General features: G+C 57.1%; 21 protein-coding genes. 10 read left to right on the top strand and 11 right to left on the bottom strand.

Features of this window, described 5'->3' with window-relative positions; all coding sequences use genetic code 11:
- Window positions 1-28: 28 nt before the first annotated feature.
- Window positions 29-508, bottom strand: coding sequence for a 23S rRNA (pseudouridine(1915)-N(3))-methyltransferase RlmH (gene rlmH / locus H7B67_RS08395; RefSeq protein ID WP_185119360.1), 480 nt, complete (start codon window positions 506-508; stop codon window positions 29-31).
- A 131-nt stretch (window positions 509-639) separates the two neighbouring features.
- Window positions 640-1,356 carry a 3-ketoacyl-ACP reductase gene (locus H7B67_RS08390; RefSeq protein ID WP_185119359.1) on the bottom strand — a complete coding sequence of 239 codons (717 nt, stop codon included), beginning with the start codon at window positions 1,354-1,356 and terminating at the stop codon, window positions 640-642.
- Between the two features lie 328 nt (window positions 1,357-1,684).
- Here H7B67_RS08390 and H7B67_RS08385 point away from each other — a divergent pair, with 328 nt between their 5' ends.
- Both H7B67_RS08385 and H7B67_RS08380 read left to right on the top strand, forming a co-directional pair.
- Window positions 1,685-2,068, top strand: coding sequence for a MerR family transcriptional regulator (locus H7B67_RS08385; RefSeq protein WP_185119358.1), 384 nt, complete (start codon window positions 1,685-1,687; stop codon window positions 2,066-2,068).
- A complete protein-coding gene (locus H7B67_RS08380; RefSeq protein WP_185119357.1) occupies window positions 2,065-2,826 on the top strand; it encodes an SDR family oxidoreductase in 762 nt (253 codons plus the stop codon). The genes H7B67_RS08385 and H7B67_RS08380 overlap by 4 nt, the downstream gene beginning before the upstream one ends.
- Window positions 2,827-2,863: 37 nt before the next feature.
- Here H7B67_RS08380 and H7B67_RS08375 read toward each other — a convergent pair whose 3' ends face one another.
- Window positions 2,864-3,223, bottom strand: coding sequence for a winged helix-turn-helix transcriptional regulator (locus H7B67_RS08375; protein WP_185119356.1), 360 nt, complete (start codon window positions 3,221-3,223; stop codon window positions 2,864-2,866).
- A 132-nt stretch (window positions 3,224-3,355) separates the two neighbouring features.
- Between H7B67_RS08375 and H7B67_RS08370 the strand changes: the two genes are divergently transcribed.
- A complete protein-coding gene (locus H7B67_RS08370) occupies window positions 3,356-3,988 on the top strand; it encodes an NAD(P)H-dependent oxidoreductase (protein WP_185119355.1) in 633 nt (210 codons plus the stop codon).
- 62 nt (window positions 3,989-4,050) lie between these two features.
- On the opposite strand, the gene H7B67_RS08365 is transcribed toward H7B67_RS08370, so the two are convergent.
- Complete coding sequence (locus H7B67_RS08365) at window positions 4,051-5,382, bottom strand: alpha-L-fucosidase (protein ID WP_185119354.1); 1,332 nt, start codon at window positions 5,380-5,382, stop codon at window positions 4,051-4,053.
- A 126-nt stretch (window positions 5,383-5,508) separates the two neighbouring features.
- Here H7B67_RS08365 and H7B67_RS08360 point away from each other — a divergent pair, with 126 nt between their 5' ends.
- The 3 genes from H7B67_RS08360 to H7B67_RS08350 all read left to right on the top strand — a co-directional run bounded on the left by H7B67_RS08360 (window position 5,509) and on the right by H7B67_RS08350 (window position 8,006).
- Entirely contained in the window at window positions 5,509-6,381 is an 873-nt protein-coding gene (locus tag H7B67_RS08360) for a helix-turn-helix transcriptional regulator (protein ID WP_185119353.1), read from the top strand.
- A 103-nt stretch (window positions 6,382-6,484) separates the two neighbouring features.
- The gene (locus H7B67_RS08355; protein WP_185119352.1) at window positions 6,485-7,264 is read left to right on the top strand and encodes a sporulation protein; all 780 of its coding nucleotides are present in this window, start codon (window positions 6,485-6,487) and stop codon (window positions 7,262-7,264) included.
- Between the two features lie 262 nt (window positions 7,265-7,526).
- Complete coding sequence (locus H7B67_RS08350) at window positions 7,527-8,006, top strand: HisS family protein (protein WP_185119351.1); 480 nt, start codon at window positions 7,527-7,529, stop codon at window positions 8,004-8,006.
- 189 nt (window positions 8,007-8,195) lie between these two features.
- Here H7B67_RS08350 and H7B67_RS08345 read toward each other — a convergent pair whose 3' ends face one another.
- Both H7B67_RS08345 and H7B67_RS08340 read right to left on the bottom strand, forming a co-directional pair.
- Window positions 8,196-8,564 (bottom strand): DUF4180 domain-containing protein, encoded by a 369-nt coding sequence (locus tag H7B67_RS08345; protein WP_185119350.1) that lies wholly within the window; start codon window positions 8,562-8,564, stop codon window positions 8,196-8,198.
- 13 nt (window positions 8,565-8,577) lie between these two features.
- Entirely contained in the window at window positions 8,578-9,522 is a 945-nt protein-coding gene (locus tag H7B67_RS08340) for an SGNH/GDSL hydrolase family protein (protein WP_185119349.1), read from the bottom strand.
- 414 nt (window positions 9,523-9,936) lie between these two features.
- On the opposite strand from H7B67_RS08340, the gene H7B67_RS08335 reads away from it, so the two are divergent.
- Both H7B67_RS08335 and thrC read left to right on the top strand, forming a co-directional pair.
- Entirely contained in the window at window positions 9,937-10,794 is an 858-nt protein-coding gene (locus H7B67_RS08335; RefSeq protein WP_185119348.1) for a class II fructose-bisphosphate aldolase, read from the top strand.
- Window positions 10,795-10,942: 148 nt separating this feature from the next.
- The gene (gene thrC, locus H7B67_RS08330; RefSeq protein ID WP_185119347.1) at window positions 10,943-12,331 is read left to right on the top strand and encodes a threonine synthase; all 1,389 of its coding nucleotides are present in this window, start codon (window positions 10,943-10,945) and stop codon (window positions 12,329-12,331) included.
- 159 nt (window positions 12,332-12,490) lie between these two features.
- On the opposite strand, the gene H7B67_RS08325 is transcribed toward thrC, so the two are convergent.
- The gene (locus H7B67_RS08325) at window positions 12,491-13,024 is read right to left on the bottom strand and encodes a hypothetical protein (RefSeq protein ID WP_185119346.1); all 534 of its coding nucleotides are present in this window, start codon (window positions 13,022-13,024) and stop codon (window positions 12,491-12,493) included.
- Window positions 13,025-13,170: 146 nt separating this feature from the next.
- Here H7B67_RS08325 and H7B67_RS08320 point away from each other — a divergent pair, with 146 nt between their 5' ends.
- A complete protein-coding gene (locus tag H7B67_RS08320) occupies window positions 13,171-13,785 on the top strand; it encodes a hypothetical protein (protein ID WP_185119345.1) in 615 nt (204 codons plus the stop codon).
- A gap of 3 nt (window positions 13,786-13,788) precedes the next feature.
- Here H7B67_RS08320 and H7B67_RS08315 read toward each other — a convergent pair whose 3' ends face one another.
- Both H7B67_RS08315 and H7B67_RS08310 read right to left on the bottom strand, forming a co-directional pair.
- Window positions 13,789-15,438, bottom strand: a complete 1,650-nt coding sequence (locus tag H7B67_RS08315; protein WP_185119344.1) for a thiamine pyrophosphate-binding protein — start codon at window positions 15,436-15,438, stop codon at window positions 13,789-13,791.
- A 1-nt stretch (window position 15,439) separates the two neighbouring features.
- Window positions 15,440-18,265, bottom strand: coding sequence for a bifunctional diguanylate cyclase/phosphodiesterase (locus tag H7B67_RS08310; protein WP_425353880.1), 2,826 nt, complete (start codon window positions 18,263-18,265; stop codon window positions 15,440-15,442).
- 518 nt (window positions 18,266-18,783) lie between these two features.
- Here H7B67_RS08310 and H7B67_RS31075 point away from each other — a divergent pair.
- The gene (locus tag H7B67_RS31075; RefSeq protein ID WP_281067795.1) at window positions 18,784-18,918 is read left to right on the top strand and encodes a hypothetical protein; all 135 of its coding nucleotides are present in this window, start codon (window positions 18,784-18,786) and stop codon (window positions 18,916-18,918) included.
- A gap of 23 nt (window positions 18,919-18,941) precedes the next feature.
- Here H7B67_RS31075 and H7B67_RS08305 read toward each other — a convergent pair whose 3' ends face one another.
- Entirely contained in the window at window positions 18,942-19,463 is a 522-nt protein-coding gene (locus H7B67_RS08305) for a hypothetical protein (protein WP_185119342.1), read from the bottom strand.
- A complete protein-coding gene (locus tag H7B67_RS08300; protein WP_185119341.1) occupies window positions 19,460-19,933 on the bottom strand; it encodes a CBO0543 family protein in 474 nt (157 codons plus the stop codon). Before H7B67_RS08300 ends, H7B67_RS08305 begins: the two co-directional genes overlap by 4 nt.
- Window positions 19,934-19,944 lie beyond the last annotated feature (11 nt).

Genomic DNA, 19,944 nt, shown 5'->3' with positions numbered 1-19,944 from the left:
CAACATTGGTCATTGTAAAATTTCGCCGTCACTTATGGTACGGCTCCCCCCGATTAATCTTAAAAGCCCGATAAACCTGCTCCAGAAGCAGCACCCGCATCATCTGATGAGGATAGGTCATCCTTCCGAACGACAGCTTCTTGTCGGCGCGTTTGAGCACGGCAGGCGAGAGACCGAGCGAGCCGCCGATGACGAAGCTGACGGAGCCGCCGCCGTAGACGGCCTGCTTATCCAGGTGGGCGGCGAGCTGCTCGCTCGACCAGGTCTCGCCGTCGATGGCGAGCGCGACGACGTGAGCGCCGTCCCGCAGCGCGGCCAGGATGCGCTCGCCCTCGCGGATGCGCACCTGCTCCTCTTCCGCCGGGCTCATCGAGTCCGGCGTCTTCTCGTCCGGAAGCTCGCGGATGTCGAGCTTGGCGTAGGCGCCCAGCCTTTTCGCATATTCCGCCACTCCGTCCATCCAATATTTCTCCTTCAGCTTCCCAACGCACACGATCTGAATTTGCATTTTACCGAATTCCCTCCGTACGAATATCTGCTACTCTTCAGCTTATCCTATTCCCGGCAGCAGACGCAAAAGAAAAGACCGCCTAACGCCCCAAAAAGAAGCGCTAAACGATCTTACTCCCCAAACGATTCTTATGGATTCGTCGACCAGAGCCCCGCATGCTTCAGGACGACGCGAGGGTGAAGCTTCAGCTGCGCGACGATGAACTCCGCCAGATCCTCCGGCTGCATCACCTTGTCCGGATTGCCGTCCGTCAGCTTCAGCTCGATGGCCATGTCCGTCGCGATCGTGCTCGGCGTTAGGGTGGCTACGCGAATGTTTTTCTTGCGGACCTCGAGCATCAAGGACTCGCTGAGACCGATCACGGCCGCCTTGGATGCGGTATACGCGCTCGTGAGCGGCGCCCCTCTCTGGCCTGCCGTAGAAGCGATATTAATAATGTCGCCCGCGTTCCGCTCCATCATCTCCGGCAAAACCGCGCGAGTCGTGTAGTACACGCCCTTGACGTTGACGTCGATGACGTTCGTCCATTCCTCGGGCGTCAGCTCCATGAAGCCGCCGAACTTGCCGATGCCGGCATTGTTGACCAGAATGTCGATGGCGCCCAGCTCGCCGCGAATGGATTCGACCGCCGCGGTGATCGACTCCAGGTTCGCCACGTCGCCCGCCGCAATGGCCACTTTCACGTCGTACGCCTTCAGCTCGTCCGCTACCTTTTGCAGATTTTCCAATGTGCGTCCCACAAGCCCGACATGAATGCCTTCCTGCGCGAACGCGATGGCCGTCGCCCGGCCGATCCCGCGTCCCGCTCCCGTGATTAGCGCTACTTTGCCCGCAATGTTTTGCATCTTTACCGCTCCTTTAGCTTACCGTAAGCCGAATTGGATTCCCTATTCCGGACGGAACTCTTCATAAGGCCTGGAATTCCGAATACCTTCATTCTATCCTATCTGAATGAATTCTTTAAATAACCCGCGTCGGAAAATGATCTATGCGTGCTATCGGCCGCGGGCCATAACCGCCTCTATCTGCTGCTGGTTATCATCGTTGCCGTGTTGGCAGCCTCGGACGATGACTCGTTCGGGGCCTTTTTTTATTAATTACTGTTGACTTAAACCATGGTTTAAGTCGTATCCTAATCCTGTCGACAGGAAAGCCGAATGGGGAGGCCTCCACATGAAATATGTAACGATAGGCGAAGCGGCAGCCAGATGGAACATACCGGAGTCAACGATTCGCTACTACGAGAAGAAAGGCTTATTGCCCTTTATCGAACGCGACGAAGCCGGCAGACGGCTCTTCTCGGAACGTCAGATGGCTCTCTTCGAAATCATTCTTTGTTTAAAAAACACGCAAATGCCGATAGGCGACATCAAGCAATATATGGATTGGGTGGCGCAAGGAGACGACACCGTCGATCTCCGGCTCGAGATGATGAAGAAACACAAGCAAGCCGTACAGGCCCATATCGATTCGATGACGGAGTCCCTCGCGGGAATCGACGTTAAGATCGACCGTTACACGAATCAAATCAACCAAAGAGAAGAGGAACGGAAATGAAGTTATCCGGTAATACGATCTTGATCACGGGCGGCGGTTCGGGAATCGGACTCGCTTTCGCCGAACGCTTTATCAAAGCCGGGAATACCGTCATCGTGACGGGACGCCGGGCGGACGTTCTGGAGAATGCCAAGGAGAAGCTGCCGGGCCTTATTGTCCGGACAAGCGATCTGACGATCGAATCCGAGCGCACGGCCTTATTCGATTGGGTGACGGCGAATTATCCCGACGTGAACGCGTTGGTCAATAACGCGGGGATTCAACTGCGGTTCAACGTGTTAAAAGCGGATGCGAGGAACGACTGGGGCTCCCTCAACCAAGAAATCCAAACGAACGTCGAAGCGCCGATCCATCTCTCGATGCTGTTCGCCCCTTATTTTGCGGCCAAGAGCTCGGCGGCTATCCTTAACGTCACTTCGGGATTAGCCTTTACGCCATTCGCGGTGGCCCCGACTTATTCGGCGACCAAAGCGGCCCTTCATTCCTTCACCATGAGCCTTAGGCTTCAGCTGTCCGATACCTCCGTGGAGGTCATCGAGATTGCTCCTCCGGCGGTGAATACGGATCTCGGCGGACAAAGTCTGCATGTGCACGGAGAGCCGCTGGATGCCTTCGCGGACGGAATCTTCAAGGGCTTGGAAGAGGGCAAGTCGGAGATCGGTTATGGCACCTCCGAGGCTCGCCTGCGCATGTCGCGGGATGAGATCGACGAATACACGGCCCGCATGTATGAAACGACGAAAAACATGATCGAGTAAAAGGGTCGAACGAAACGGACTAGCGTAATTCCCTACGCTAGTCCGTTTCGTTTTGTTCATTTTCTGCCTTCTTGAGCTGCTTTCGCTCGACATGGGCCTTTCCCCATTGGTGTAAGCTTTCCAAAATCGGAGCTAGTGTCCTCCCGTATTCCGTGATGGAGTATTCCACCTTCGGCGGGATTTGCGGATAAATGACTCGTTTAACGATCTCATCCTCCTCCAATTCGCGCAGATGGAGCGTAAGCATCCTTTGAGTGATATCGGGCAGCAATCTTCTGAGCTCATTGAACCGCAAAGGTTTGCCTTGAAGCAAATGATACAGGATGATCGGCTTCCATTTGCCGACGATCGAATCCAGCGCCGCAACGAATTGACATTGGACCGGGTTCTTTTGCATGCGTTGGCCTCCGTTACAGTACCTTTTTTCATACTATACCACATTAAAGAGCGTACTTCACAAATAAATTATATATTATATGATCAATGTAGAAAGTGTAATTAAATTAATTACAGAAAGGAAGTTTATTTCATGGCAACTGTTTTGTACATCACCGCACATCCCCTTGATCCCAAGGAATCTTATAGCCTCGCGGTAGGCGAAGAATTTATTGAAGCGTACCGGGAAGCAAATCCAGCGGATGAAGTCGTTCATTTGGATATGTACAAGGAGAATATTCCGCCATTCGATGCCGATGTTTTGCGCGGTTGGGGCAAGCTTCGGTCGGGTTCGTCTTACGATCAGCTGTCCGATGCCGAGAAGTCCAAAGTAGCTCGTCTTGAGGAGATTGTGGATCAATACGTGGCCGCCGATAAGTACGTGTATGTGTCCCCCATGTGGAATTTCTCGATCCCGCCGGTTATGAAAGCCTACACGGATGCGACCTCCATCCCGGGCAAAACTTTCAGATATACCAAGAACGGTCCTGTAGGCCTGTTATCCGGCAAGAAAGCCCTGCACATTCAAGCCAGCGGTTCCGTTTATTCGGAAGGTCCTCTCGCTCCGATCGAGATGGGATACAGCTATCTGAATAAGGTTCTGCAGTTCTATGGGATTCAATCGGTCGAAGCCATTTGGGTCGAAGGAACGGCATCGTCAGAGCAAGCTCCGGCTATTAAAGAAAAAGCAATCGCACAGGCTAGGGAGGTTGCGAAGCGTTTCTAATAACAGGCTGAGGGCACCTTCTTAGGAAGGTGCCCCGCTTCGGTTCGGCTTTATCGGATGATTTACTCCTCGATCAGCGTAAACTCGACCACCGTATCCCGCTCATCCGGCAGCGGGTACGTGTAATGCTCCGGCCGCGCGAAGTTGAAGAACGCGTCGTCCGGATACAGCGTCGCGTTCCAGGGACGCGACACGTAAGCCTCGCTGCCGTCGGCCAGCAGCCTGGCTTGACCGATTCGCCCCGCCAAGCCCGCCAGGTTGATCGGGCCGACGCTCTCCTCCAGCACGTGCGCGTAGAGCTTGTCGCCCTTGCGCGTGTAACGCCCCCACTCCGGCTTCGGCAGATCGGCCGCCCCGCAGCCGTAAATGCTGTCTCCGTTGCGGCGCATCCACTCCCCGACCTCCTCCAGCACGTTCAAGGATTCGCGCGGAATTTCGCCTCTTGCGTCGGGGCCGACGTTGAGGAGCAGGTTGCCGTTCTTGCTTACGCACTCGACCAGCTTGCGGATAACCGTCTTGGCCGTCTTGTACGCACGGTCGGACGCGCAGTAGCCCCAGTTGTTGTTCAGCGTAATGCAAGCTTCCCAAGGGATCGGGTTCCCCTCTTCGTCCGTGACGCCGCTCGGCGGAATGATCTGCTCCGGAGAGGCGAAGTCGCCCGAGTACAGGCTGGGATTCCTCGTATAGATGGAGCCCCCTTCCTCTCCGCTTGCCTCCAGCCGATTGTCCACGATAATATCCGGTTGGAGGGATCGGAGCATCTCCATCAGCTCGGTCGCCCGCCACGCCTCTCCCTTCACCTCTCCGTAAGAGAAATCGAACCACATGATGTCCAGCTTGCCGTAATCGGTCAGAAGCTCGCGCACCTGGCCGTGCATGTAGTCGAGGTAATTCGTGAACCGGGCCGGATCTCGCTTGTACGCCTCGCTGTCGCGCATCGGATGAATGGAATCTCCGTACGCGGGATAATCCGGATGATGCCAGTCGAGCAGCGAATAATAGAGGCCGACCTTCAGCCCTTCCGCGCGGAACGCATCCAGGAACTCGCGAACCAGATCTCGCCCGCTCTTCGTGTTCGTGGATTTGTAATCCGTAAGCTTGGTGTCGAACAAGCAGAAGCCGTCATGGTGCTTGGCCGTCAGCACCGCGTACTTCATGCCCGCCGCCTTGGCCGCCTTCGCCCACTCCTTAGGATCGTATCTCTCCGGATTGAACTCCTCGTAATAAGCCTGGTAATCCTCGACGGACAGCCGTTCGAAGCTTCGTACCCACTCGCCGCGAGCGGGAATCGCGTACAGCCCCCAATGGATGAACATTCCGAAGCGATCCCGAAGGAACCACTTCGTCCGTTCGGTTCGTTGCTCGAGGTAAGATGAATCGGCCGAAATACTCATTGCGCAAGCGCCTCCATATGAATCATTTTACCCTTAGTCTAGCAACGAATTGTGTTACTCTATAGGCAAGAAATTAGCCTTTATGGGGATCAGATTAACCAAACGACAAGGCGAGGTGAAGCCGGCATGCCGATAACCCCGAATCCGAACCCCGCCTTCCTCGGCGATATGCTCGAGCAGTTGCAGGTTCAACTGGTGGAGACCTACTATACCGAGTGCACGCCGATGTGGCGCGAGATCGATTACGTCCCTTCTTACAACAAGCTTTATCTGATCGCCGAGGGAGAAGGCTGGCTGCGAATCGACGGAGAAGAATATCGGCCCGTTGCGGGACAGCTCGTTCACATGCCCGCTCATGTCCTGCAGTCGTACTCCGCCCTGGAAGGCCGGCCTCCCTACGCCAAATATTGGTGCCACTTCACGGCGACGATGGGAGGAACGGACCTTTTCCAATGGCTCGATCTACCGCATGTAATCAACGTTTCGCCTTCTCTCATGGTCAAGCTCGTCGCGCTGTTCCGGGAGCTGACCGAGCTGTATCAAGACCGAGGCTATCTCGCGCGCATCCGCGAGAAGGCGGTACTGCTCGAGATAGTCGCCGGCTTCCTGTCGGAAGCGAGCCCGCAGCCGCGGATCGTTCCGGGCAGGAGCGGCGAGCTCGAGCGAATGAAGCGGATCGAAGCGTATATCGACGCCCGCATGCACGAGACGATTACGCTGGAGCAGCTGGCCAAGCACGTCCACCTTCACCCGAACTATCTCGTTCGTTACTTCAATAAGCATTTTGCGGTCCCGCCGCTCAAGTACCTGAACCGCAAGCGGATGCAGAAAGCCAAATCGCTGCTCCTCGCGACCGATCTAAGCGTGAAGGAGATCGGCGAGCTCGTCGGCTACCCCGACACGAACCACTTCGCGAAGGCGTTTCGCAAGGAAACGAGCTGCTCCCCGACGGTATTCCGACTCCGGGCGGTCGCCGGGAACGGCCGCGCGCCGCACTGACGAACGACGCCCCCGTTAAATCTTTTTGCGGTTTCATTCATGAAACCGCTTTAGCGCACTTATCGTAGTAGAAGTAATAAGCATTAGAAGGAGAGAAGCGAGAATGTCCATGTTCAAAAGAATGCTCGCCAGCGTAGGGATCGGCGCGGCCAAGGTCGATCTCATGCTCCATCAAGAAGCGGTGACGGCGGGAGATACGCTCAGCGGAATCGTCCGCATCGAAGGCGGTCGCGTGGATCAGCAGGTCGACGACGTCTACGCCTACGTGATGACGCGTTATTTGAAGGAACAGAACGACTCGAAGATCGAATCGGACGCGGCTATCTCCAGGGTCTTATTGGCGGGAGGATTTACGGTGCAGGCGGAGCAAACGTATGAATTCCCCGTCTCGTTCCAGCTTCCGCTGCATACTCCGGTTACCTTGGGCAGGACTCCCGTCTGGATCCAAACCGGCCTTGAAATCAAAGAAGCGATCGATCCGAAGGATCAGGATTATTTGGTCGTCCAGCCGCATCCGCATTGCGCAGCCGTGCTGGAAGCGGTCAGCGAGCTGGGCTTCCTGCTTCGCGACGTGTCCAACGAGTACTCTCCGTACTACGGCAAGACCAACGGGCAGCCGTTCGTTCAAGAGTTCGAATTCGTCCCGACCTCGCAATTCCGCGGCCAGTTGGACGAGTTGGAGATCATCTTCTATCCGGACGATGAAGGCGTCAGCCTGCTGCTGCAAATCGACCGCAAGGCGCGGGGCTTGGCCGGCTGGTTAGCGGAGGCGACCGACGCCGACGAGCGATTCGTCATGCTGCGCTTCGATCGTCACCAGCTTGCTTCCGGAGCTCGAGCGATCGCCGGTCGATTGACCGAAACCATTCTCAGGCACCTTTAAACGAACCCGTGACGCACCCGATTCGCTATTGTCAGTTCGAGCTCCATTCGCTATAATGACTCCAATGATGAATGGAAGGGGATCGGTTCCATGAACCCGATCGTACTCGAACAACTTCATTATTACTTCCTTAAGCGTTAGCACTTCCTGATTGGATCAGGGAGGGCTAACGCATCTCGCGTTGGCCTCCCTGCGGCATAGAACGCGCAGGACCAAGAGGTCCTGCGCGTTTTTTATTTTCAATCGGAAAGGAATGGAGAACATGCGAAATGTCAAAGGTACGTACGATTCCTTCGGCCCGGATCAAGCGCTGAGGAGCAGCATTCAGTCGGTAGCGAGAGAGGCGTTCGAGCGGTACGGTTACCGCGGCAATGATTCTGCCGTCCAACACAGGACGGACGCGGCGGGAATCGGCGGCGAAGGTTCGGCGGCCGAGCTTCTGCTTCTGGCCGCGCTGCTTCGGGACCGGGGACGGGAGCCCGCGGGGCGGCCCCCCGTTCTTGCGGCCGTCATCGCCGTCGGCGACGGGGACGGCGCCGATGCGCTTCGCACGGCGGCTCTCTTGCGAGCGGAAGGCATTCCGGTTCGCCTCGGACCAGGCGATGCCGACGTCCGGTTCGCCGTCTTGATCGGCGAGACGGAGCGCCGCCTCGGCCAGGTTCGCCTTAAGGATATGGCCGATCGTAGCGAACGCGTGGTGGATATCGAAGAGGCGATTTACATCCTTGAGAAGTATTCCTGAAGTGAAGAAACCTATTCCCGACTGAAGAGCTTCAGGTTTTAGGCGAGGTTAGAGCGCGAGATGATCTCAGACGAGACTATCGCGCTGCCGCCGCAGAAAGACTCGGCGCAATAACATCCTGTCGCCGAGTTCGTCGATATCGACGCAAAGAAGCTCCCCCCCTTCGGGAAGAGCTTCCTTACCCTTTATCTAACCAGCCGTATGAAGAGCCTCAAGAGCCGCTTCCTCGCTAGGAAGGAAAAACACCTGGCTCCCCTTATTGCTCTCATAAATAAAATCCTTCAAGCTCTTGCTCGAATATCCGTCGTAATTGCCGACGATCGCGAGCTTCACCTGGTAGTTCACGTACTTCTGCAGGACCTCTCCCGCCAACCGCGTGCTGAGGTCGAAGAACGCCTCCGAGACGTTCTCCTTCCGAAGAAGCAGCTTGTTTACGCCTTCGTTATACTGCACTGTCGCCAACAGGTCGAGCGCTCCCTGAACGTCCTCGATCAGCACTTCGTCGCTGTCGATGATCGCCACGCCGGAGCTTCCTCGCCAATCTACCCGAACCTTCACCCGTATCACCCTCCTAAACGAATCTCTCCTCCGGACGGCTCTCCGCCGCCGCCCGGATCCTGGCTTCCAGCTCCGCCGCTTGCGCCTTCGCTTCCGCTAGAGGCAGCGCTCCTTCCGCCTTCCATATGTTCGTATGCCCAACATGCTCCTTCCACGCCGCGCTAAGCAGGCGGTGACGCTCCCATACGAGCGGGTATGCCGCCGACGCTCCTTCCGGATCGTCCACATAGCCCGGCTCGCTCTCCGGCTTCACGCCGAACAGCTCCGCCAGCAGCGACTTCGCGATCACCCAATGCCCTTGCCGGTTCGGATGAATCCCGTCTCCCGTCCGGTATTCGGGATCCTTCTCGCGAGCTTCCCGGATCCACGCCAGCATGGGCTCGTGAATGCTCGCGACGCCGTCCGCCCGGCTCTCGTCCAGCTCCAGCACCCAATCCGCATACGTCTTGAGCACCGCCTCATAGTCCTCGTACGGCGTATCGTAGCTGAACTCCGCCGCGTTCGCAGGCCGCAGGCGCTCAGCCGCCCGATCCAGCGCCCCCGGATCGAACGGAGGAGGCGTCACCGCGATCGCCTTCGCGCCCGCGGCCCGGATCGTGCGGAGCAATCGGCGCATTCCCGCCTTATAAGCCTCGAACCGCTCCTCGGAGAGCGGATAATAGATTCCGTCGTTCATCCCGTAACAGACGACGACCCACTCCGGCTCGGTCTCCGCCAACGCCCGGTTCAGGCGATCGAACACGCACGGGCGCGGGAACGGATGCGCGGGCTCGCTAAGGCCCGACGCCGTCTCGCTGCTGACGCCGAGGTTAATGAGCTCCAGTTCAACCTCCGGCTTCCGAAGGCGAAAGTACGCGTCCAGATAGCTGATATAGGTTCCGTCGTCCGTAATGCTATCGCCTAGAAAAACGATTCTCTTCTTAGCGGGAATCGTTGCCTTTTCCCCGAACATCGGCATCCTGCAGACCCTCCCTGTCAAATCTCGCTTCGTCTATTCTAGCACCGCCGTCCCTTCCGCACCATATTCCGGATCGATAAGGTGGGATTGCCTGCCAGAATTTATCCCTTCCCTTGCCAATAGGCAGCGCTTACACACCGAAATGGAATAAAATCGCGACGAAAAGGTGCGTTTTTTGGCTTGAAACACGGCTAAAATCGAAGAGATGATGTATAATAGGGAATTGAATTGCAGAGACAGGAGATTGGAGGACGAGCCTGCTGGGAGCTGCCTGGTTCGTTACGGCCGCTGGTGTGCAAGAAAGCCAATCAGGAGAGACTAGGCTAAGAAGGATCCCGCAGACCGTGTCCCGATCGGGAGTTGCGGCAAGACCATAGAAGCATCGATTCTAAAACAGTGTAGGAGGCAACAACAATGGCATTGGAATCCATGAAAGACATGCTTAACAAAGCACTCAAAGAAGGTTATGCGGTAGGTCAGTTCAACATCAACAACCTGGAATGGACGCAAGCGATCCTGGACGCCGCTCAATCCGAGCAGTCCCCGGTTATCCTCGGCGTATCCGAAGGCGCGGCTAAGTACATGGGCGGCTTCAAGGTTGTAACGGCAATCGTCAAGGCTCTGATCGAAGAGTCCAAGATCACCGTTCCGGTTGCGATCCACCTCGACCATGGTTCCAGCTTCGACAAGTGTAAGGCCGCTATCGACGCAGGCTTCACTTCCGTCATGATCGACGCTTCCCACCATCCGTTCGAAGAAAACGTCGCTACGACGAAGCAAGTCGTTGAGTATGCGCATGCTCGCGGCGTATCCGTCGAAGCCGAGCTGGGCACGGTCGGCGGCCAAGAAGACGACGTTATTGCGGACGGCGTCATCTACGCGGATCCGAAGGAATGCCTCGAACTCGTTGAGCGCACGGGCATCGATTGCCTCGCTCCTGCTCTGGGCTCCGTTCACGGTCCTTACAAGGGCGAACCGAAGCTGGGCTTCAAGGAGATGGAAGAGATCTGCAAGACGATCAACCTTCCGCTCGTTCTGCACGGCGGCACCGGCATCCCGACCGAGCAAATCAAGAAGTCCGTTTCGCTCGGAACGGCCAAGATCAACGTGAACACCGAGAACCAAATCGAATTCACCAAGGCTGTTCGCGAAGTCCTTGCAGGCAACGCCACCGTTTACGATCCGCGCAAGTTCATCGGCCCAGGCCGCGAAGCGATCAAGCAAACGGTTATCGGCAAGATTCGCGAGTTCGGCTCCAACGGCAAGGCATAATTTAGCAGGCTGACGCCTGATACGACCGCTCGAGATCCTCTTTGGGGATTTCGGGCGGTTTTTTTCGCAGAACACGCCAAAAGAGGGTTGGGAAACCCCTGCATTATTTGTTACAATGAGTGAAAATCGCTCGCACAAGGGGATCGTTATGGACTACATCAGCACTAGAGGTCAAGTAGGCGCGATCGGCTTCGTCGACGCCGTCCTGATGGGACTGGCCGATGACGGCGGCTTGCTCGTTCCGAAGCATATCCCGCAGCTAACGGCCGATACTCTCGCGCAGTGGCAGAAGCTTTCTTATCCGGAGCTTGCGCTCGAAGTGTTCTCTCTATACACCGGCGGGGAGATCCCGCGCGAAGACCTGAAGAAGCTCATCGACGACAGCTACGGCACGTTCCGCCACGAGGAAGTGACGCCGGTTCGCCGCGTGAACAACAACCTGCACATTCTGGAGCTGTTCCATGGGCCGACCTTCGCCTTCAAGGACGTCGCTCTTCAATTCTTGGGCAACCTGTACTCCTACATCTCGCGGAAAACGAATTCGATCATCCATATTCTCGGGGCAACGTCGGGGGATACGGGAGCTTCGGCGATCGAGGGAGTGCGCGGCAAGGAAGGCATCCGGATCTGCATCCTTCATCCGCACGGCAAGGTGAGCAAGGTGCAGGAGCTGCAGATGACGACGGTGGACGACGCCAACGTGCTCAACCTGTCGGTCGACGGCAACTTCGACGATTGCCAGCGCATTATCAAGGAGCTGTTCGCCGACGTGAAGTTCAAGCAGGAATATCACCTGCGCGCGATCAACTCGATCAATATCGCCCGAATTCTGGCGCAGACGGTGTATTACTTCTACGCTTACTTCCAACTGGCGAAGCAGGGCCACACCGGCCGCGTGAACTTCAGCGTTCCGACGGGCAACTTCGGCGACATCTTCGCCGGTTACCTGGCCAAGCGCATGGGATTGCCGGTCGGCAAGCTCATCCTGGCGACGAACGAGAACAACATCCTGGAGCGCTTCGTGACCGAAGGCGTCTACCAGCCTGGCGAGTTCCACATGACGTACAGCCCGTCGATGGACATTCAAGTGGCCAGCAACTTCGAGCGCTACCTGTACTATCTGTACGGGGAAGACTCGGCGACGATCTCCTCGATGATGGACTCGTACAAGAAGGAAGGCAAGATCGCCATTCCGGCGGAGAAGCTCGCGCAAGTGCAGCAGGACTTCGCCGCTTACGGCGTTCAGAACGACGAGTGCCTCGCCACGATCGGCAATTACCACGACGAGTACAGCTACCTGCTCGATCCGCACACCGCTTGCGGCGTCGCGGCCGCCGAGAAATTCACGGCGGAGGACGAAGTGACGGTCGCGCTGTCGACCGCCCACCCGGCGAAGTTCAACGAAGCGATCGAGCTGATCGGCATCGAGCAGACGTTCCCGCCGCAGATCGAAGCGCTGTTCGACAAGCCGCAGCACCAGAAGCTGGTCGGCGGCTCGAACGAAGAAGTGAAAGCGGAAGTCTTGAAGTTCTTCTAATCGAACGAAGAAAGGCTGTCGGCATCGCAGGGTGCCGGCAGCCTTTTTTATCAATTGCTCCCCATAACCTCTCCGGTCTCCAGCCAAGTCCTCATCCTCGACAGGACGATCGGCAGCTCGAACTTTCGATTTTCCCTCTTTTTCGCTTCTAAGCGTCTCTCATGCCGGCTCCGCCGCGTCCACCAAATACCCGACCGTGTCCGGAGACAGCTTCCACACTTCGTTTTTCTCCGGGTTAGGCGGGTAAATCTTCCCTCCTCCGCCGCTCTCTCTAAGATCGCTTAACAGAAAAACGACCGCTTCCCGTTCGTCATCCCCAAGCAGCTCTATCCGATAAAGCGTGCCGCTCGGCTCCGGTTCCTCGAAGTAGGTTCGGGGGATGATGCCCAGCCTCTTCTTCACTTCCTCCAATTGCCCGGCATCGCGAAACTCGCGAAGCCTCTCCGTGCCGTCCGAATTCAGCACGCGGACGGAAGCGACCCGCTCCGGCCAAGGGAACAGCCTTTCCCGTTCGCGATCCTCTTCATGTTCCCTAACCATCAGGAAGAAGAAAACCATCCCCATCGCCGTCAGAACCGCAAGCCCCAAGCAGACGTAACCGGCCGTCCTAGCGAATGAGGATTGCCCGTACGGCCGGTGCCGCGGATTCCGCCCGCTCCGGTCCGTTTCCATGCTCCGCCCGTTCCGATCCATCTTCACGCCCCCCGCCGCCCCTCTATTTTCCAATTAGACGGATACTCGGGCATGAAGGTTGCTTAGCCTCTATCGTCTATTCTCTCTTAATCGATTATAATATTAGTTAATTTTAGGATTTATAACCATTGGGAGAGGGTTGGAAAATGCCGATGGAGTTGGACCAAACGCTAGGAAGCAAGGTTGAGAGAATGGACCGCTGGCTGGTAAACGCCAGAAGGAAGCTGAACGCTTCCGACATCGCCCTGCTCATCGAGCTGATTTATAGCTTCGACATCGACTCTCTCCCGCCTTGCCCCGGGCAGGGAACGGCCCGGGAGGTCATTGAGCGGTATTTGGCGGAATGCGAATGCGGCCTCGCCGGCTCCCCGATATCCGGACCGCGGCTGCGCCGGACGCTGAACGAGACCTTCGGCGTCAACCTGGACGCGCTGTCCGCCCTGGAAGGATCGCGAATTTCGCTTTTCTCCAAGAACCAGTGGATGCTCCGGCAGGAGACCGATCTCTTCATCGTTCATACGGGAGCCGGCGACATCGACGTTCGAATTTATCCGACGTCCTACTTCTGGATGAGCTACCCGTCCGACGCGCTCCCCGAAGATTACATGCATGCCATGCTCCTGCTTGGGTACGACTACGACGAGAACTCCAGCAGCCATTCCTACTGCAGCCCGTCCGGCGAGGCGGTCCCCGACTCGTTCAAAGGCCGGACCATCCAGACTCTCCGGCAGATGATCTCGCGCTCCTTCTCTATTCGTTAGCTTCTATTTGCCGAAGGAAGACAAGAACTTCACCCGGTCTCCCATCGGAGGCGTGTTGTTGTCCTTAAGGGCGATCTCGAGCAGTGCCGGTCCCTTCGTGCCGAGCAAGCGGTCGATCGCAGGCGAATCCAGATCCCCCAGCTCCGACGCCCGGTAGCTCGGAATCCCCATGGCCGCGGCCATCGCGGAGATATCGATCTCCTCTTGCTCGAAGGAAGGGTGCGTGCGCTTGAACTGCAGCGAATGCCCGTGATACACCATGCCCAGGCGGGCGTTGTTGACGACGACGAACAGGATCGGCAGCCCGTATTCCTTGGCCGTCAGAATCTCCATTCCGTGCATGAAGAAGCAGCCGTCGCCCGTAAGGCAGACGACCGGTCGCTCCGGCTCCGCCAGGCACGAGCCGATCGCCGAGCCGATTCCGCTTCCCATCGCGCCGAAGTGGACGTTGATGCTGTAGGAGTCCGGCTCGAGCACCTTCATGTGATGGATCGCGTAGGACATGAATTCCCCGATATCGATTGCGTACCTCGTATTGGCCGGAAGCTTCTCCTGCAGAGCGAGAAGCGCGTTCTGCGTGTTGTATTCCAATCGGAGCGCCTCCTGCTTGGGCTTCTTCGCCGGATGAGGCGGCGCCTCCGGCCGTTCCGTCTTCGCCCCTAGCGCCCGCAGCTCTTCCAACAGAAGCAGGAGGCTCAGGTTGATATCGCCGAGAACCGGAAGATCGACCGGATACTTGCGGCCGAACACCGTGGAATCGAAGTCCATCTGAACCGTGTACCGCCCCTTCGCGAGGCTGGCGTTGTAATTGTTCGTCGCCGTCTCGCCCAGGCTGGAGCCCGCGATCAGAAGGGCCTGTCCCCCTCCGTCCGCGATCAATCCCGCGGCCGCTTCATGGCCCGCGAAGCCGAACACGCCGACGAGCAGCGGATGATCCTCCGGAATATATCCTTTCGCTTGAGGGGTGGCGACGATCGGCCAATGAAGCAGCTCGGCCAGCTCCAGCAGCACGTCCACCGAGCCGCGGATCCCTTGGCCCGCCAGAATGACGCCGTCCTTGCGCTTCCACAGCTCCTTGGCGGCTTGCCGGATCGTCTCCAGGTCGGGAATGATCGGCTTGCGCGTCGGGAACGGAGGAAGCTCGGGCTGGCCGACCTCGGCATGCTGCACGTCGATCGGGATCGCGATATGCACCGGGCCGGGAACGTCCGAGACCGCGATCTGGCAAGCCTTGGCCAGCTCGGGCAGCAGCTCCTTGGCGTCCTTCACGAGCGCGCTGTACTTGGTGACCGGGCGGAACACGGGTGCCGCATCGAGCTCTTGGGAAGCGTTGAGGCCCATCGTGCCGACGGGCACGGCACCGGTAATAAAAAGAACCGGCAGATGCTCGCGCATCGCGTTGGCGGCCCCGGTAACGAGATTCGTTCCCCCCGGCCCGCTGCAGCCGATCGCCACGCTTAGCCCGCCGGAATATTTGGCATACGCGGCAGCCATATAGGAAGCGGCTCCTTCATGCTTGGCGACGACCGGAACGAGCTGCGGCATGTCGTTAAGCGCGTCGAAAAAGGCGTTCACCGAGCCCGCCGGAATGCCGAATAAATACTTGACGTCTCCTCTTTGCAGATAATCCAACACCATTCTCGCTGCCTTCATCTTATAAACCCCCTGCTCTTTTTTCCAAGCGTCTGTCCGAATGGAAATACTGATCGGCTATGTCATGCGCCCTCATCGGGCGGCTGAAGTAATAACCTTGCATCAGGTAGCAATTGCGGGCGGATAAGAATTCGACGTGCTGCTCCGTCTCGACCCCTTCGGCGATCACGCTGAGCTTCAGATTCTGGGCCAGCGCGATAATCGCATGGGTAATGGTGGCGTTGTCCCCGTCCTTCGCGATGTCTTGAAGGAAGGTTTTGTCGATCTTCAGGATATCGATCGGCAGATTCTTCAGATAGCCCAGCGAGGAGTAGCCGGTTCCGAAGTCGTCGACCGCGATGTTGATTCCGAGCCCCTTCAGCTGCTTCATCGTCCGCAGCGTGACCTCGGTGTTCTTGATGATCAGGTTCTCCGTCAGCTCCAGCTGAAGATATTCCGGCGGCAGGTCGATCTCCTCCAGAATGGACTTCACGAGCGGGAATAGATTGTTCTGCTCGAACTGGCGGGCCGACAGATTCACCGACATGCTGATACGCGGGTAACCCATCCGGTGCCATTCCTTCAGCTGCCGGCAGGCGGTCCGAAGCACCCATTCGCCGATCGGCACGATAAGCGCCGTCTCCTCCGCGATCGGAATAAACCGGTCGGGCGGGATCATCCCCCGTTCCGGATGCATCCACCTCAGCAGCGCCTCCACGCCCACCAGCCGGTTCGTCGCATAGTCGACCTGGGGCTGGTAATAGAGCTGAAGCTCTTGGCGCTCGAGCGCCTTGTACAGGTCGTTCTCCAGCTTGACGCTCTCGAACGTCCGGGTGTCCATCCCTTCCCGGAAGAAATGATGGGTGTTCCCGGCCACTTCCTTGGACTTGTACATCGCCGTATCGGCGTTCTTGATCAAGGCGTCCACCGAGCTTCCGTTATCGGGGAACACGCTGATCCCGATGCTCGTCTTCATGTAAATCTCGTGCTCGAGAAGCTGGAACGGCTTCTGGAAGGAATCCTTGACGGCCTGCACGACGCTCAGCACCTCGTCCTCGCCGGCGATGCCGGGAAGCAGAATCATGAATTCGTCGCCGCCTTCGCGGGAGACCGTGGCCCCCTGGGGAACGCAGCCCATCAGCCGCCTCGCCACCTCGCGGAGCAGGATGTCGCCATAGCTATGGCCGAGCGAGTCGTTGACCAGCTTGAAGCGGTCCAGATCCAGGTAGAGCAGCGCCAGCTTCTTGTCCTCCCGAACCGCCGCGGCGATGCTCTCATGCAGCCGATCCTTCAGATAAACCCGATTGGGCAGATCGGTCAGGCTATCGAAATACGCGTGGTAGCGGACCTTCTCCTCCATCTGCCTCCGTTGGGTAATATCCTTGAAGGTGACGACCTCGCCGACGATCTCGCCCTTCTCGCGGATCGAAGAAATAACGAATTCGACCGGGAAGCTCGTTCCGTCCCGGCGATAGAACTTCTCCACCTCGGAGAACGTGTCCCAATGCCCTTTGCCCCCGGCGGGGGAAGTCCCCGGCATTAACTCCGCAGTCCCGTTGAAAATAAGGCTGGCATTCCGCCCGATCAATTCCTTGCGGGAATCGTAGCCGAGAATGGAGGCGCCGGAGGGGTTGCAGAAGGTAATGCGGCGGTCGAGGTCGAGTCCGAAGATCCCTTCGCCGGCCGAATTGAGAATCAGCTCCCGCTCCCTGCTGAGCTGCCGCAACTCCGCGACGACCGTCTCCAGCTCCCGGTTCTTCTCCGTAATCTCCGACGTTCTCTCCCGGATAATGCTCTCCTGCTTCTCCAGAAACAGAACGTTGGAGATCGTCGAAGCGGTCGCGTCCACGATAGATTGAGCCAGCTCGATCGTCGACTTCGAATAGCCGAGCTGCTCTCCCTCCAGGCTGACGACGGGAATGACTCCGAGCACTTCTCCCCTGGACACCATCGGCAGCATGAACAGCCCTTTCATTCCGAATCGACGGCACAGCTCGTGGTTGGGACGCTCATCCTTATACACGTCGGGGATGAGAACCGCCTTCTTCGTGCGAATCACTTCCTGGAACACGGCGTCGTTGCTCTCGTCAATCGTAAACTTGCTGTGCTCCCGCATCCAGGCTTCTTCCGTCCAGTCGCTGTCCCGGCTCAGCCGCATCGGCTTGATCTTCGTCTCGGTAATCGGGTCGAGCAGATGGACTCCGATATTGGAGTTGTCCAGCACCTTCCCCAAGTAGAAGAAGCAAGTGTCCAGGCTCTCCTGCATGGTGGAGCACATCGCCAGGTCGCTCGTCACGTCGAGCAGCAGCTGCTTCTCGGCGATAAGGCTCTCCTTGTACGCCAGATGCTTAGCATTCTGAATGGCGACGGCGGCCATGTTCAAGTAAGCTTCTACCGTCTGGATCTCGAATTCCGTCAGGTTCATCGGGGTGCCGTAGTCGAAGAGGAAAACAAGCCCGTACAGCTCTTGCTCGTAGGAGATCGGGAGAGCCAGCAGCGACTTGATCTTGAAGCCCTCGACGGCTCGGGGGTCGGGCCTATCGTCCTTCGACGTATCCGGAATGTAGATCGTCCTCTTCGTCTCGATGACTTCCTTGGCCAAGCGGTCGTATTCGGTGTCGATGACGTGCATGTCCAAGGTCCATCCGTTCAGCACCTCCGGCTTGCCCACGTACCCCCGGAAAGTCCCGTCCTTCTGCGGCAGGTAGATGCCGACCGAATCGCACTGCACGATCTCCTCCGAGATCGCGGTCGTCACGTGCACCAGCACCTCGCGCAGCTCCAGATTCATGTTGATCAGCTTGGTGAGATTGGCCAGGCGGGAATACCTCATTTGCTCTCGTTTCAGCATGACTTTCGACCCCATTCTCGTCAATGTAGTCCAAGCGACAGCATCCACCAAGTTGACGTTCAGCATCGATCTTCGAATTCGTCCGATATCGTTCACAGGTTGAGGTAATGGACAAATATTCTACAAAAATCGGGCATCTCCTTTTTTCCAAATCAGAATTTTTATGGCGGTTTTTCCCGATGACGGAAACCAACAAGAGGCGACAGAATCCCAGTATTTATGCGGCCTCAATCGACATGTTTTGCTTGCGGATAGGTCTTTGGGGGCAGGTAAAAAAGAGCGGGTCGCGACAGCCTTGCAAGCCGACGGGATCCGCTCTTGTTATCTGTTTCTATTCGCCGGGAAATAACGGATTCAGAACGCGACGGACAAATTCGATCCGTTCTTCCCGAGACTCGACCCTGCCCAGAAAGTTCGATTGGAACGCATGCTGAAAGCAGCTTCCGAGCAGCAAGTCCGCGACAGCTCTCGGATCCGCGTCTTCGCGGAGCCTGCCAAGACGTTTCTTATTCGGAATGATCGTCGGCATCTTCCTGACGGCGATCTTCTCCTCCCGGATCGGGGGACTATCCGCCCTTCATCCCGTCATCGCTCTCCTGTTGTTCTGGGCAGCCTTGAACGTAATCCGTTCCCCGAAAGCGGCGGACTAGGATCGGCTGGCCCAATTTGGCGGTCAAGGCCAATCCCTGCCCTCCTCGCGCTTGGTTTCGTTGTATTGCTTTTTAATAATGTGATACAACAGCAGATAAATGGATTGAACGGCCAGGTAGAAAACCCACGAGTACTCCAGTCGCCACGTCTTGTATCTGAAGACGTGAAAATAAACCGCAAGCGCTTCGAAGCCGGTGCCTATGGCGGACCAGATAAGCACGTACAGCGTCACGAGAAGTCCTCGGATTTTCCATTTGTCGAAGAAGTAGACGAAAAGGTACGCGAACGGCGCGTACAAGTAATAGAACGGAATCTCGAACAGCTCGTAGTACTTGGAATCGTTCACGTCGTAAAAGTCGTTAGGCGGAGGAGCGAAAAAGAAATCGGCGCACATGGAAATTCCGAAGCCGAGGGACAAAAAAACGATCGTGACGATCGCCGGAAACCGGCGGGGCAGCAACGAGGCGATTACGACCACGCAGAGGAGAGAAACGATCAGGAACCATTCGTTCGCGTCGAATCGTTGGGGGAGAATTTTGTTCAAACGATCACATCCTTACCGAGAACCCTCCGAATCCATTGGTGAATCCCGTACATCAGCAATAGGGCGGCCGTCCAGCTGAGATACGACCATCCGGCCGTCCACTTTGCGCTATGTTGGAGCACGTTCAGCCGCTCGGCCAAGAGGACGATGCCCATCAGAAGGTGTACAGCGACAACCAAACAAGCGAGTTTCGCCCAAGACCGCCGCAAGGAAACGACGGCTTCCAGAAACAATATGATAAAGAGGGGAAAGATCACATTCCGGATGGCGCAATAAGCAATAAAGTTCGGAAGACGCTGGGAGATGCGGATTAAATGGAAATCGACACCGGCGAAGCCGATGAAATTGTTGTGGATGTTCAGAAAAAAGGCCCAAAGAACGATGCCTTCGAATAAATGCAGACGACGCTTCGTGGTGAAGAAAAAAAGCGCCAGTATAATGGAAATAGTCAAAAATAACGTAATAGCCATGCATGTCCCCC

It is taken from the genome of Cohnella thailandensis, from assembly GCF_014212135.1.
GTDB classification, from domain to species: domain Bacteria; phylum Bacillota; class Bacilli; order Paenibacillales; family Paenibacillaceae; genus Cohnella; species Cohnella thailandensis.
The sequence above is the reverse complement of the archived record's forward strand: the minus strand, read 5'-3'. Positions and strand labels throughout refer to the sequence as shown.

Excerpts from the sequence above, each read along its gene's own strand:
- rlmH (WP_185119360.1), bottom strand. The coding sequence starts at position 508 with ATGCAAATTCAGATCGTGTGCGTTGGGAAGCTGAAGGAGAAATATTGG.
- H7B67_RS08390 (WP_185119359.1), bottom strand. The coding sequence starts at position 1,356 with ATGCAAAACATTGCGGGCAAAGTAGCGCTAATCACGGGAGCGGGACGC.
- H7B67_RS08385 (WP_185119358.1), top strand. The coding sequence starts at position 1,685 with ATGAAATATGTAACGATAGGCGAAGCGGCAGCCAGATGGAACATACCG.
- H7B67_RS08380 (WP_185119357.1), top strand. The coding sequence starts at position 2,065 with ATGAAGTTATCCGGTAATACGATCTTGATCACGGGCGGCGGTTCGGGA.
- H7B67_RS08375 (WP_185119356.1), bottom strand. The coding sequence starts at position 3,223 with ATGCAAAAGAACCCGGTCCAATGTCAATTCGTTGCGGCGCTGGATTCG.
- H7B67_RS08370 (WP_185119355.1), top strand. The coding sequence starts at position 3,356 with ATGGCAACTGTTTTGTACATCACCGCACATCCCCTTGATCCCAAGGAA.
- H7B67_RS08365 (WP_185119354.1), bottom strand. The coding sequence starts at position 5,382 with ATGAGTATTTCGGCCGATTCATCTTACCTCGAGCAACGAACCGAACGG.
- H7B67_RS08360 (WP_185119353.1), top strand. The coding sequence starts at position 5,509 with ATGCCGATAACCCCGAATCCGAACCCCGCCTTCCTCGGCGATATGCTC.
- H7B67_RS08355 (WP_185119352.1), top strand. The coding sequence starts at position 6,485 with ATGTCCATGTTCAAAAGAATGCTCGCCAGCGTAGGGATCGGCGCGGCC.
- H7B67_RS08350 (WP_185119351.1), top strand. The coding sequence starts at position 7,527 with ATGCGAAATGTCAAAGGTACGTACGATTCCTTCGGCCCGGATCAAGCG.
- H7B67_RS08340 (WP_185119349.1), bottom strand. The coding sequence starts at position 9,522 with ATGCCGATGTTCGGGGAAAAGGCAACGATTCCCGCTAAGAAGAGAATC.
- H7B67_RS08335 (WP_185119348.1), top strand. The coding sequence starts at position 9,937 with ATGGCATTGGAATCCATGAAAGACATGCTTAACAAAGCACTCAAAGAA.
- thrC (WP_185119347.1), top strand. The coding sequence starts at position 10,943 with ATGGACTACATCAGCACTAGAGGTCAAGTAGGCGCGATCGGCTTCGTC.
- H7B67_RS08325 (WP_185119346.1), bottom strand. The coding sequence starts at position 13,024 with ATGGATCGGAACGGGCGGAGCATGGAAACGGACCGGAGCGGGCGGAAT.
- H7B67_RS08320 (WP_185119345.1), top strand. The coding sequence starts at position 13,171 with ATGCCGATGGAGTTGGACCAAACGCTAGGAAGCAAGGTTGAGAGAATG.
- H7B67_RS08315 (WP_185119344.1), bottom strand. The coding sequence starts at position 15,438 with ATGAAGGCAGCGAGAATGGTGTTGGATTATCTGCAAAGAGGAGACGTC.
- H7B67_RS31075 (WP_281067795.1), top strand. The coding sequence starts at position 18,784 with ATGATCGTCGGCATCTTCCTGACGGCGATCTTCTCCTCCCGGATCGGG.
- H7B67_RS08300 (WP_185119341.1), bottom strand. The coding sequence starts at position 19,933 with ATGGCTATTACGTTATTTTTGACTATTTCCATTATACTGGCGCTTTTT.